At 41.7% G+C, this 14,096-nt stretch carries 8 protein-coding genes; 4 read left to right on the top strand and 4 right to left on the bottom strand.

Translation table 11 applies throughout. The features are described 5' to 3' along the window. Positions 1-180 precede the first annotated feature (180 nt). Both rpoC and GOM46_RS00940 read right to left on the bottom strand, forming a co-directional pair. Positions 181-3,831, bottom strand: a complete 3,651-nt coding sequence (gene rpoC / locus GOM46_RS00945) for a DNA-directed RNA polymerase subunit beta' (protein WP_235083695.1) — start codon at positions 3,829-3,831, stop codon at positions 181-183. A gap of 32 nt (positions 3,832-3,863) precedes the next feature. Then, positions 3,864-7,466, bottom strand: a complete 3,603-nt coding sequence (locus GOM46_RS00940) for a DNA-directed RNA polymerase subunit beta (protein ID WP_235083694.1) — start codon at positions 7,464-7,466, stop codon at positions 3,864-3,866. Between the two features lie 532 nt (positions 7,467-7,998). Here GOM46_RS00940 and GOM46_RS00935 point away from each other — a divergent pair. The 3 genes from GOM46_RS00935 to GOM46_RS00925 are packed head-to-tail and all read left to right on the top strand — an operon-like array spanning position 7,999 to position 10,263. Beyond that, a complete protein-coding gene (locus tag GOM46_RS00935) occupies positions 7,999-8,304 on the top strand; it encodes a rhodanese-like domain-containing protein (protein ID WP_235083693.1) in 306 nt (101 codons plus the stop codon). 20 nt (positions 8,305-8,324) lie between these two features. Continuing rightward, positions 8,325-9,980: an FAD-dependent oxidoreductase gene (locus tag GOM46_RS00930; protein WP_235083692.1), complete on the top strand. Its 1,656-nt coding sequence runs from the start codon at positions 8,325-8,327 to the stop codon at positions 9,978-9,980. Beyond that, positions 9,970-10,263, top strand: coding sequence for a rhodanese-like domain-containing protein (locus GOM46_RS00925; RefSeq protein ID WP_235083691.1), 294 nt, complete (start codon positions 9,970-9,972; stop codon positions 10,261-10,263). The genes GOM46_RS00930 and GOM46_RS00925 overlap by 11 nt, the downstream gene beginning before the upstream one ends. A gap of 97 nt (positions 10,264-10,360) precedes the next feature. On the opposite strand, the gene GOM46_RS00920 is transcribed toward GOM46_RS00925, so the two are convergent. After that, the gene (locus GOM46_RS00920) at positions 10,361-10,618 is read right to left on the bottom strand and encodes a metal-sensitive transcriptional regulator (protein WP_006150993.1); all 258 of its coding nucleotides are present in this window, start codon (positions 10,616-10,618) and stop codon (positions 10,361-10,363) included. A gap of 486 nt (positions 10,619-11,104) precedes the next feature. Here GOM46_RS00920 and GOM46_RS00915 point away from each other — a divergent pair, with 486 nt between their 5' ends. Next, positions 11,105-13,117 carry a DUF2079 domain-containing protein gene (locus tag GOM46_RS00915; protein ID WP_235083690.1) on the top strand — a complete coding sequence of 671 codons (2,013 nt, stop codon included), beginning with the start codon at positions 11,105-11,107 and terminating at the stop codon, positions 13,115-13,117. A 49-nt stretch (positions 13,118-13,166) separates the two neighbouring features. On the opposite strand, the gene GOM46_RS00910 is transcribed toward GOM46_RS00915, so the two are convergent. Continuing rightward, positions 13,167-14,021, bottom strand: a complete 855-nt coding sequence (locus GOM46_RS00910; protein ID WP_235083689.1) for a VOC family protein — start codon at positions 14,019-14,021, stop codon at positions 13,167-13,169. Positions 14,022-14,096: the final 75 nt, after the last annotated feature.

Genomic DNA, 14,096 nt, shown 5'->3' with positions numbered 1-14,096 from the left:
GCAACTGTCTTATTTTATCATGACAAAGTCTAAAAAGCAAAGCTTTTTGCTCACTTTTTTCAAAATGAAATTAATATGTTTTAATTCCATAATATTCCTATTTTTTAGGAAAATATACATTACACTTTCATGACCAATACACACCGAAAGAGGGAAGTTCCCCTCTTTCAGATGAGTAGATTATTCACCTGTTTCAACAGTCTCTACTAGGACATCCACTTGCTCTTCCTCTTGTGAATCAGCAAGAGATGATTCTTCATTGATCGCTAGTGGTTCAATGTTACGGTAGCGAGCCATACCAGTACCAGCTGGGATAATCTTACCGATGATAACATTTTCCTTGAGACCAAGGAGATGGTCTTTCTTACCACGGATAGCTGCATCTGTAAGGACACGAGTTGTTTCCTGGAAGGAAGCAGCTGACAAGAAACTATTTGTTTCAAGTGAGGCTTTGGTGATTCCCATAAGGACTGGGCGACCTGTCGCTGGTACTCCACCTGCGATGAGAACATCCTTGTTAGCATCTGTAAAGTCGTTGATATCCATGAGAGTACCCATTAGAAGGTCTGTGTCACCTGGATCCATGACACGAACTTTACGGATCATTTGACGAACCATTACCTCGATGTGTTTGTCACCGATTTCTACCCCTTGGCTACGGTAAACTTTTTGTACTTCACCGAGAAGGTATGTTTCAACTGACAAGACATCACGTACAGCAAGGAGACGTTTTGGTTGGATAGAACCTTCTGTCAAGGCTGCACCGCGAGAAACTTGATCGCCGACTTCAACACGCATACGTGCTGTAAATGGTACCACGTATTCGCCTTCGCCAGTTTCACCCTTAACAAAGACTTTCTTGGTACGAGTTGAAGCGTCTTCTTCGATAGCAGTAACTTGTCCTTTAACTTCTGTGATAACTGCTTCCCCTTTAGGATTGCGGGCTTCAAAGATTTCTTGGACACGAGGAAGACCCTGAGTGATATCGGTATTTGAGGCAACCCCACCCGTGTGGAAGGTACGCATTGTAAGCTGTGTACCAGGTTCCCCGATAGATTGGGCAGCGATTGTACCAACTGCTTCACCGACTTCAACAGCATCACCAGTCGCTAAGTTAATACCATAACAGTGACGGCAGACACCATGACGAGTGTTACATGTAAATACTGAGCGGATAGTTACTTCTTCAACACCAGCATTGACAATTTCACGAGCCTTGTCTTCTGTGATCAATTCATTTGGACCGATGATAACTGCACCAGTTTCTGGATGCTTAACAGTTTTCTTAGTGTAACGACCATTGAGACGCTCTTCGAGAGACTCAATCATCTCTTTACCTTCAGTGATAGAACGGATCAAGAGACCACGGTCAGTTCCACAGTCATCCTCACGGATGATAACATCTTGGGCAACGTCAACCAAACGACGAGTCAAGTAACCTGAGTCGGCTGTTTTAAGGGCCGTATCGGTCATACCTTTACGAGCGCCGTGAGTTGAGAAGAACATTTCGAGTACTGACAAACCTTCGCGGAAGTTTGAAAGGATTGGCAATTCCATGATACGTCCGTTCGGAGCAGCCATCAGACCACGCATACCGGCAAGCTGTGAGAAGTTCGAGATGTTACCACGGGCTCCAGAGTCCATCATCATAACGATTGGGTTCTTAGGATCTTGGTTGGCAACCAAACGTTTCTCCAATTTTTCACGGGCAGCACGCCATTCAGCTGTAACAGCATTGTAGCGTTCATCATCTGTGATCATACCACGACGGAATTGTTTTGTGATTTGTTCTACACGTTTGTGTGATTCTTCGATGATTTCAGCCTTATCTTCAACGACTGGGATATCGGCAATACCCACTGTCAAACCTGCAAGAGTTGAGTGGTGGTAACCGAGGTTCTTCATACGGTCAAGTAGGGCAGATGTTTCTGTCGTACGGAAACGTTTGAAGATTTCAGCAATGATATTTCCAAGGTTTTTCTTCTTAAATGGGGCGTTAATTTCAAGTTTGCTAATAGCTTCCTTGATATTTCCACCTAGTGGCAAGAAGTACTTATCTGGAACACCTTCTGTCAAGTTCGCATTTGTAGGTTCTTGCAAGTAAGGTAGGCCTTCTGGCATGATATCGTTAAAAAGGATTTTACCGACAGTTGTAAGCAAGATTTTGTGTTTTTGCTCTTCTGTCCATGGTTTGTTGAGGCTATCTGTTGCAATACCAACACGTGAGTGAAGGTGAACATAACCATTACGGTAAGCCATGACAGCTTCGTCACGGTCTTTGAAGACCATTCCTTCACCTTCACGACCAGCTTCTTCCATGGTCAAGTAGTAGTTACCCAAAACCATGTCCTGAGATGGTGTAACAACTGGTTTACCATCTTTAGGGTTCAAGATGTGCTCAGCAGCAAGCATCAAGATACGAGCTTCTGCTTGAGCTTCTTCTGAAAGCGGTACGTGGATGGCCATTTGGTCACCGTCGAAGTCGGCATTGTAAGCTTCACAGACAAGTGGGTGCAAACGAAGGGCTTTACCATCAATCAAGACTGGCTCGAAAGCTTGGATACCCAAACGGTGAAGAGTCGGTGCGCGGTTCAAAAGCACTGGGTGTTCTTTGATCACTTCTTCGAGGATATCCCAGATGCGTTCATCTCCACGTTCTACCAAACGTTTCGCAGCTTTCACGTTCTGCACGATATCGCGTGCAACGATTTCACGCATCACGAATGGTTTAAAGAGCTCGATAGCCATTTCACGTGGCACACCACATTGGTACATCTTAAGAGTTGGACCAACGGCGATAACAGAACGTCCCGAGAAGTCAACACGTTTACCAAGCAAGTTTTGACGGAAGCGTCCTTGTTTACCTTTGAGCATGTGGCTCAATGATTTAAGCGGACGACTACCTGGCCCTGTGATTGGACGACCACGACGACCATTATCAATCAAAGCGTCAACTGCTTCTTGAAGCATACGCTTCTCATTTTGAACGATGATACCTGGTGCATTCAACTCAAGCAAACGAGCCAAACGGTTGTTACGGTTGATAACACGACGGTAAAGGTCGTTCAAGTCAGATGAGGCAAAACGACCACCATCCAATTGCAACATTGGACGAAGATCTGGTGGAATAACCGGAAGGATATTAAGAACCATCCATTCAGGTTTGTTTCCAGACTTGTGGAAAGCATCCAAAACATCCAAACGACGGATAGCTTTGACACGTTTTTGTCCAGTAGCTGTTTTCAACTCTTCTTTGAGTTCAGCAATTTCTTTTTCAAGATCAACTTGTTTCAAGAGATCTTGGACAGCCTCAGCACCCATTTTGGCAACGAATGATCCTTGACCATATTCACGCAAGCGTTCACGGTATTCACGCTCTGTCATGATAGATTTGTGCTCAAGTGGTGTATCTTTTGGATCGATCACCACATAAGCAGCAAAGTAGATAACTTCCTCGAGGGCACGAGGACTCATATCAAGGGTCAAGCCCATACGGCTTGGAATTCCCTTGAAATACCAGATATGAGATACAGGAGCTTTCAACTCGATGTGTCCCATACGTTCACGACGAACTTTTGTACGCGTTACTTCAACACCACAACGGTCACAAACAATCCCTCTGTAACGAATGCGTTTGTATTTACCACAAGCACATTCCCAGTCTTTTGTAGGACCAAAGATCACTTCGTCAAAGAGTCCTTCACGTTCTGGTTTCAACGTACGGTAATTGATTGTTTCAGGTTTTTTGACTTCTCCATAAGACCATGAACGGACTTTGCTTGGAGAAGCTAGTGTGATTTGCATACTTTTAAAACGATTTACATCAACCACTATTTCTTCCCTTTCTATTTTAAGTGAACTGCTTATTCTTGTTCAGCAGCTTCTTCTGTTGCTTCCGCTTTTGCATTTTCTTCAGCTTCAAAGGCTGCTTTTGCCTCTTGAGCTGCTCTTTCGCGGGCTTTTTCAAGGTCATCTACGTGGATGACATCATCGTCTTCCACTTCATCGAGGTCACGAAGTTCCACTTCTTGATCATCTTCGTCAAGAACACGCATGTCAAGACCAAGAGATTGCAATTCTTTTACAAGAACTCGGAACGATTCTGGAACACCTGGTTTTGGAATTGGTTTTCCTTTTGTAATAGCTTCATAAGCTTTCAAACGTCCGTTGATATCGTCAGACTTGTAGGTCAAGATTTCTTGAAGGACATTTGATGCACCATAGGCTTCAAGTGCCCAAACCTCCATCTCACCGAAACGTTGTCCACCAAACTGAGCTTTACCTCCGAGTGGTTGTTGAGTAACGGTTGAGTATGGTCCGACTGAACGAGCGTGCAATTTATCATCAACCATGTGGTGAAGTTTGATCATGTACATGACACCGACTGACACACGGTTATCGAATGGCTCACCTGTACGTCCATCGTAAAGAATTGTCTTAGCATCACTATCCATACCTGCTTCTTTGACAGTGTCCCAAAGGTCTTCAGAACTTGCTCCGTCAAAGACTGGTGTTGCGATGTGGATACCAAGAGTACGAGCTGCCATACCTAGGTGAAGCTCCATAACCTGACCGATATTCATACGTGATGGTACCCCAAGTGGGTTCAACATGATATCGACTGGAGTCCCATCTGGAAGGTAAGGCATGTCTTCTACAGGAACGATACGAGAGACAACCCCTTTATTTCCGTGACGTCCGGCCATCTTATCTCCGACCTTAATCTTACGTTTTTGAGCGATATATACACGAACCAGCATATTAACGCCAGATTGCAATTCATCACCATTTGCACGTGTAAAGATTTTAACGTCACGAACAACACCGTCGGCACCGTGTGGTACACGAAGAGAAGTATCACGAACTTCACGAGATTTGTCTCCGAAGATAGCGTGCAAGAGACGTTCTTCAGCAGAAAGGTCTTTTTCACCCTTAGGTGTTACTTTACCTACAAGGATGTCCCCTTCTTTAACCTCGGCACCGATACGGATAATCCCCATTTCGTCAAGGTCTTTAAGGGCATCTTCACCAACGTTTGGAATTTCACGAGTGATTTCTTCAGGGCCAAGCTTTGTATCGCGAGTTTCTGATTCGTATTCTTCAAGGTGGACAGATGTGTAGACATCATCTTTGACCAAGCGTTCGCTCATGATAACGGCATCCTCGAAGTTGTAACCTTCCCATGTCATGTAGGCAACGATTGGGTTTTGTCCAAGCGCCATTTCACCTTTTTCCATAGAAGGTCCATCAGCGATAAAGTCACCTTTTTCAACGACATCACCAACTTTTACAAGGGTGCGTTGGTTGTAGGCAGTACCTGAGTTTGAACGACGGAATTTTTGGATATGGTAAACATCAAGCGAACCGTCTTCACGACGAACTTCTACCTTATCTGCATCTGCATAGGTAACTTTACCATCGTATTGAGCAATAACAGCCGCTCCAGAGTCATGAGCTGCTTGATATTCCATACCAGTACCAACAAATGGTGCTTTTGGATCAATCAAAGGCACAGCCTGACGTTGCATGTTAGCACCCATGAGGGCACGGTTGGAGTCATCGTTTTCCAAGAAAGGAATACATGCTGTCGCAACTGCAACTACCTGTTTTGGAGAAACATCCATATAATCAACACTTGATGCTGGATATTCTTGGTTAACCCCTTGGTGACGTCCCATGACAACTTTTTCTGCAAAAGTTCCATCTGCGTTCAATTTTGAGTTGGCCTGAGCAACTGTGTACTCATCTTCTTCATCGGCAGTCAACCAAACGATTTCGTTGGTTACTTTACCAGTCGCACGATCAACCTTGCGGTATGGTGTTTGAATGAAACCATACTTGTTCAAGTGTCCATATGAAGACAAGTTGTTGATCAAACCGATGTTTGGTCCTTCAGGCGTTTCAATCGGACACATACGACCATAGTGAGTGTAGTGCACGTCACGCACTTCATATCCAGCGCGGTCACGTGTCAAACCACCAGGTCCTAAGGCAGATAAACGACGTTTGTGTGACAACTCAGAAAGTGGGTTGTGTTGATCCATGAACTGTGACAATTGAGATGAACCAAAGAATTCTTTGATTGCAGCAGTTACTGGACGGATATTAATGATTTGTTGAGGTGTTAACACTTCGTTATCTTGAACAGACATCCGTTCGCGAACGTTACGTTCCATACGTGAAAGTCCAAGACGTACTTGGTTGGCAAGCAATTCACCAACGGCACGGATACGTCGGTTTCCGAGGTGGTCAATATCATCGACACGACCGATACCTTCAGCCAAGTTGAGGAAGTAGCTCATTTCAGCAAGGATGTCTGCTGGAGTGATTGTGCGAACTTTATCATCTGGATTCGCATTACCGATGATAGTCACAACACGATCTGGATCAGTTGGTGCTACAACCTTGAATTTTTGGAGTACGACTGGTTCTGTCAATACCGCTGAGTCATTTGGAGTGTAGACAATCTTGTTCAAATCACCATCCAAGTGACCTTCGATGCTTTCAATAACATCGCGGGTCATGACTGTACCTTTTTCAACCAAGATTTCGCCTGTTTCTGGATCTACCAGTGGTTCAGCGATTGTTTGGTTGAGCAAACGATTTTTAACATTTAGTTTCTTGTTAATCTTGTAGCGTCCTACAGCAGCCAAGTCATAACGACGTGGGTCGAAGAAACGAGCTACAAGCAAGGTACGTGAACTCTCAGCAGTTTTGGGTTCACCTGGACGAAGGCGTTCATAAATTTCTTTCAAAGCCTCGTCTGTACGAGAGTCCATTGGATTTTTATGAATATCTTTTTCTACAGTATTGCGAACCAATTCGCTGTCACCAAAGATATCAAAGATTTCGTCATCGCCTGAGAAACCAAGCGCACGAACCAAGGTCGTAAATGGAATTTTACGAGTACGGTCGATACGAGTGTAGGCGATGTCTTTTGAGTCACTCTCAAGTTCCAACCAAGCTCCACGGTTAGGGATAACTGTTGAACCGTAGCCTACTTTACCGTTTTTATCTACCTTGTCATTAAAGTAAACACCTGGTGAGCGCACCAACTGTGATACGATGATACGTTCACCACCGTTGATGATGAAAGTACCCATCTCAGTCATGATTGGGAAATCACCAAAGAAAACTTCTTGAGTTTTGATTTCGCCAGTTTCTTTGTTAATCAAGCGGAAAGTTACAAAGATTGGTGCTGAATAACTTGCATCATGGATACGAGCTTCTTCAAGCGTGTATTTTGGTTCTTTGATTTCGTAGCCAACAAACTCTAACTCCATAGAGTCAGTAAAGTTTGAAATTGGCAATACATCTTCAAACACTTCCTTCAGACCATGGTCTAGGAAATCTTTGAATGAATCAGTTTGAATTTCAATCAAATTTGGTAAGTCAAGAACTTCTTTAATTCTTGAAAAACTACGACGGGTACGATGTTTCCCGTATTGAACGTCATGTCCTGCCAAGATGATTCTCCTTTGTATATAAAGTTCCAAGCTTAGTCGCCTAAGCTAATAATTATCGTTAAATGGTCCTAAAAACCCTATCAACTTATCCTTCTCGACTAATTTTCAGAATCTTTAAATCTCTGTTACAGATGCAAAAAATCCCGAAAGAAAGCACAAAAAGAGCAGTTAAATCCGACTTTTTTCAGGAGATTTAACTGCTGTGAGCCTTGCCCGGACAATATTTCAGACAAAACCTACGACAAATGATTACTCATATTATACCCGATTTTCTCTAATTTTTCAAGTCCTTTGACGGTTTTTTCTTGCTTTGGTATAGTTGTAGCTTGTTTTCTGAAAGGGTAATTTTCTAGACAACTAGTTGTTGAATAAATAGAACAGGTTCTATTCATTAACCTACCAACCAACTCTTTAGTTTGTAAGATAGCATCTTGTATACTGAAAAAGAAACAATACTAATCAATTCAACTTGCTTGACAAAAGCGTTGCTTAGTGGTTTAATATACCCCATAAGGGTATATCGGAGGTGCCTATGTTTCATTTATTTACAAAAATTGATAGTATTTCTACCAGCGAATTGGAAGCTAAACTCAAGGAACCAATTCAGCTACTGGATGTGCGGACGCCTACGGAATTCCGTAGAGGCCATATCAAAAACGCCAAGAATGTTCCTCTAACCGAAATCGGAGCTTACACACCTGCGACAAATGAAACACTTTATGTCATTTGCCATTCCGGTGTTCGAAGCAAGATGGCTGCGAAGAAGCTAAAGAAAAAAGGCTACGATGTCATCAATGTCCGAGGCGGTATGAGCGCTTGGACAGGTAAGGTCATCTAAAAGTTTAAAGGAGAAAGCCAATGAAAATTATCATTGTCGGGGGAGTTGCAGGCGGTATGTCAGCAGCAACCCGCCTCAGACGTCTCATGGAAGACGCTGAAATCACTATTTTTGAAAAAGGTCCCTTTGTTTCCTTTGCAAACTGCGGACTTCCTTACTATGTTTCAGGAGAGATTGCAAACCGTGATAGTTTATTGGTCCAAACTCCTGAAAGTCTCAAAGCACGCTTTAATCTGGATGTTCGTCCTTTCCATGAGGTCATCAGCATTTCACCAGCAGAGCACACTGTGACCGTACGCCATGATGGACAGGAATTCACAGAAAGCTACGACAAGTTGATCCTCTCCCCAGGAGCTAAACCATTTGTTCCTACCATTGAAGGTTTGGCAGAAGCTAAGAATGCCTACACACTCCGCAATGTTCCCGATCTTGACGAGATTATGGCTGCCTTGGACAAGCATCCAAAAGAAGCTGTCGTTATCGGTGCAGGCTTTATCGGGCTTGAAATGGCTGAAAACCTGGCAAAACGTGGATTGCAGGTTACTATCGTGGAGAAAGCACCTCATGTCTTGCCACCATTAGATCAAGAAATGGCAGCCTTTGTCCAAACAGAATTGGTTAAAAACGGCGTTCGCGTTATCACTTCTCAGTCTGCGACTCGATTTGAAGAGCAAGGAAAAGTCATCGTTCTCGAAAATGGTCAAAAGATCACTTCTGACCTCACCATCCTTTCTGTCGGCGTTGAGCCTGAAAATGGACTAGCCAAAGCTGCGGGGATTGAACTGGGACTTCGAGGTGGTATCCTCGTCAACGAAAACTACGAAACCAGTCAAAAAGATATTTTTGCAGTTGGGGATGCCATCATCGTCAAACAAGAAATCACAGGGCAAGACGCCCTCATTTCTCTAGCTTCTCCTGCCAACAGGCAAGGACGGCAAGTGGCAGACGTCATCGCAGGACTCGGTCGTACAAACAAGGGCAGTATCGGCACTGCTATCGTTCGTGCTTTTGATATGACAGCTGCTTCGACAGGTCTTAGCGAGCGCACTCTTCGTGACAATCAACTCCCATACAAGACAATTCATGTCAGCGGTAAAGACCACGCTGGTTATTATCCTGGCGCTACTGAGATGACCTTGAAGCTCCTCTTCGCCCCAACCAGTGGCAAAATCTATGGTGCCCAAGGAGTTGGGAAGAAAGGTGTTGACAAGCGAATTGATATCCTAGCAACTGCTATCAAGGGAAATCTCACCATCTTTGACTTACCAGAGTTAGAGTTTACCTATGCGCCACCTTTTGGATCTGCCAAGGATCCCGTCAATATGCTGGGTTACGCAGCCTTGAACCTTATCGAAGGTCTCAGCGACAACGTTCAATGGTACCAGCTCGAAGACGAACTGGCTAAGGGAAAGAAATTCCTAGATGTACGGACAAGTAGCGAATTCCAGAGTGGTCGACTCAAAGTCGATACCATTCATATTCCCCTAAACGAACTACGGAAACGCTTGGATGAACTAGACAAGAACCAAGCCTACATCGTCAGCTGCTACAGTGGTTTACGCAGCTATATCGCAGAGCGTATCCTCAAGCAAGCAGGATTTACCGTCCAAAACCTTGACGGCGCTTATTCACTATACAAAATGGCTAACCCAGAAGGAGTAGAATATGGTAACTAATATCAGCATGGCTGACTTTTATGAAAAATATCAACATGAAAATCTAGATCTTATCGATGTCCGTGAAGTACATGAATTCCAAGCAGGACATGCACCAGGTGCCAAAAATCTTCCGTTAAGTACCTTGGAACAAGGCTACAAAGAACTCAAACCTGACCATGAATACCATGTCATCTGTCAAGGTGGAGTACGTTCCGCCTCTGCCTGTCAATTTCTCAGCGCCCAAGGCCTCACCGTTACCAATGTAGAAGGTGGTATGAACCACTGGCCAGGTGATATTTAATAAATAAAATTCAAAAAGAGCAATTGGTCTAATTTCAAGAAAACCAACTGCTCTTTTAATCATTTGTTCACTATTTAAGAGAAACGTATGTTTTTTATTACTTGCGTTTAATCAAGTATTTAACCGCCTTTTCCAATCTTTCCTTCTGTGCTTGAGGATCCTCTAAAGGGTCGTTAATACAAGATGTTAAATTCTCCGTTATCATCAATTCAATAATACGATCAACACTGGATCGCACTGCTGTTAATTGAGTAATGATATCAACACAATCACGCTCTTCCTCCATCATCTTTTGAATACCTCGCAATTGACCCTCTGAGCGTTTGAGGCGTGTAATGTATTTTGAATTTGTCATGTCTTTATCCTTAAACGATTTTTCTACATTATATCTCTAATACAGACCTTTGTCAAAAGGAGCACTTATCTTAAAGGTAAAGACTTCTAGTTCCCCACTCTAACTCGCGTAACGATACCGTCTTTGTCAGTCATGCTTAATTCTGAGGATGAAAACCACTGAGTTACCGCTTCGCTACTTTTAGATTGAGCAAATACTTTTAATAATTCCTCTTTGTTCTCAATTTCAGCCACATAGTAGGCTAGGACTTTGACGGTTTTTTCTTGCTTTGGTATAGTTGTAGCTTGTTTTCTGAAAGGTTAATTTTCATAATCTTATCTTTTCTTTCCTTTTTATTTCAAAAATGCTAACTGATAATACGTTGAGTAATTCTTCAAAAAATGTAAGAGATATTTTTTAAAGGCAACTCAAAACTAAATAATAATCAGTCACAAGCTAAAGAAATTACTTTTTTATGATAGAATACTAGTTGGAGGACTTTATGAAATGAAACGAATTCTAACAAACTTGATAGAGCAACGAATGTATTACTTATCGTGTTTACTCGGAGCCTATCTTCTGATGATTTTGATCGAATTGTTAACTTCAACACCACACGATGTATTTCTCGCCTTAGCTCCCGTGTCAGCTTTAATAATAGGAACTTTTTTTATAGTTGGGTCCGCTTTGATTCTTTTTGCTAAAAAAATTCCTGCATTAAGTATTTCCAAAATCAATACTTTATTATTAAACATTGTATTATTTATTTCTATCTATAAGAGCATGTCCTTTTTCTTATCCCTAGGTTTGCTATTGCTGACATTAGTACTATATATTGGCAGTTTTCTCAGAAAAGAAAAATTTTCATTTCTGTACCTACTAGTTATTTTATTTACAACACCTCGTCTATTGACATTGCTTAATTCAAACTTCCAAGATACTGCACTTGAGTTTCATGCTTTCAATTTGGCAGACACTCGATTTAACATTATTATTTGGCCTGTAATCTTTGCTGGTTTGCTTTCAGGAACCACCCTTCTTTTAATTCACAACTCCCCGCTTAAGCAATACTTAGAGCGCTACAAAAAATTACTAACCTATGGTGTATTTTCTATCGTTACTCTCTATGTTGTCTATCTCTCGATTGTTTTTATCTATAAAATAAAAACCTTTGATGGTTCTACCTTTGATATTGGTCTATTCTCACAGATGTTTCATCGCATGAGCACCGATTTGAGCGCTATCACAACACTAGAGCGCGATCGAGTATTATCGCACTTTGCAGTTCACATCTCACCCATTTTCTATCTGATGTTACCTTTCTACAAGCTTTTCCCTCATGTTGAAACTTTAGAGGTACTACAAATTTGGGTTGTATTCTCTGCAGTTATTCCTTTAAGATTACTCCTATCAAAATTGAATTTATCGAAATTGGCAAACATTTTGACAGTCCTTTGGTTCGTACTTTTACCAGTATTAACTACTGCAGGAGGTTATCACCTACACGAAAATTGTTTCTTAGTTCCTTTGATTTTTTGGGTATTCTATTTTATAGTGAATGAGAAGAAGTGGGGTATCCTAGTATCGACTATTTTACTACTACTTGTGAAAGAAGATGCTTTTATCTATGTTATTAGCATTGGTATGTATTTCTTATCACAAAAACGTTTCAATCTGACGAGCAAAACCAAACAATGGCTGATCCTAACTGAATTTCTTCTACCACTTCTATACTTCACTCTAGCATTGTTAATCCTGAGCACATTCGGAGAAGGCGGAATGGTCTCACGATTCGATGCATTCTTACTAAAAGATGAAAATGGTATTTTAGCCGTATTTAAAAATTTAGTTCTTCACCCAAGTTTCGCCATCAGCCATTTATTCATGGCTAAAAAACTAGGTTATTTATTCCTGATGTTAGCTCCTATGTGTTTTCTACCACTATTGCAACGCAACTGGTCAAATTATTTTTTAGCTCTACCTTTAGTAGTTATTAATTTATTGCCGGATTGGCCTTATCAATACGACATCGGCTTTCAATATAGTTATGGTAGTGGAGCCTTACTCTTCATAATGGCCTTGCTAGCTCTAGAAGATTTAAAATTGCACAAACACATTAACGAAAAAATGGTGATTTCATTTATTTTTGTTGGCATGATTTTTTCTGGTACTATTCTTCATCGCCTTACTCAAAGTTGGTCTTTCAACATTGGCTATTATCAACAAAATAAAGAGAAATTTGAAGCAATCAAATACGGCCTAGAAATTCTACCAGAAGATGCCTCAATCGTTGCAGAAGGGGGCTATACACCTGCACTTAGAAAACATCGGGCCTTATACGATATTTTCTACCACAACCAACGAAAAGCTGACCCATCAATTGATTATGTCGTAATTCCACGTGAACAAAAAGGAAAGAACGATGTCTATGATCCTTTAATTACTAGTTATGAAACACTAGGATATAAAGAAAGTAAGTACGCAACAAAAGAACTTTTCATTCTCGAAAAACCTGAATAAAAAAGAGAGCAGTTCAAACTACTTCTAAAGTAGACTGAACCGCTCTTTTCTAATTTCCCACTCTAACTCGCGTCACGATACCATCTTTATCAATCATGCTGAACTCTGAAGAGGAAATCCACTGAGTTATCGCCTTGCCAGTTTGAGATTGAGCAAATACTTTTAATAATTCCTCTTTGTTCTCAACTTCAACGACATAGTAGGCTAGGCCTGCCATTCCTTGCTCACGAGGAGCTAAGTTTTTACCTCCCCATTCATTAACTGCTAGATGATGATGGTAATTCCCCGATGCAATCCAACTGGCGTGTGGAATCGTGAATTTATCCTTAAGACCTAGAGAACCTTGGTAAAAGGCAGACGCTTCTCGACTGTTTTTAACGGATAGATGAACATGTCCCATTCTAGTACCACTTGCAATTACAAAGGGATCTAGTTCTTGTCCCAGTTCATAGATATCTTGGGCAGACAGTTCTTCTGTCACACCAATAATACGGCCATCCTCACGAATATCCCAGACTGTTACAGGTTTGTCTCTGTAGAGTTCAATACCATTACCCTCTATATCTTCCAAATAGATAGCCTCGCTATAACCATGGTCCGCTCCACCAACTAACGGTATCTTTAAATCGAGCAAGTGTTTAAAAACATTAGCCAAGTCTTCTCGGCTCGGTAAGAGCAAGGCCATATGATAAAGTCCGTAGCTCTGCTTAGGATTGCTGGCATCCTCTATTTGGATCAGTTTTACTAACGGTTTTCCTCCAGCACCTAAAAGAACTTCTTTCTCCGATTGATTCAAAATCTCCAAACCTAGTAATTGGTGATAAAAAGCCGTCTGGCTTCCTAAATCTCTAACATTTAAAGCCACCTCTGCCAAATGAATGCGACTATTATATTCATAAACCATAGAAAAACTCCTTTGTTGTAACTTTTTTAGTTACATCTATTATACTCCCTTATCAACCAATGTCAATTCAGATGC

The sequence above is a fragment of the Streptococcus infantis genome, assembly GCF_021497965.1.
GTDB classification, from domain to species: Bacteria; Bacillota; Bacilli; order Lactobacillales; family Streptococcaceae; genus Streptococcus; species Streptococcus infantis_B.
Note: the sequence above shows the minus strand (reverse complement) of the source record. Positions and strands in the feature narration are given on the sequence as shown.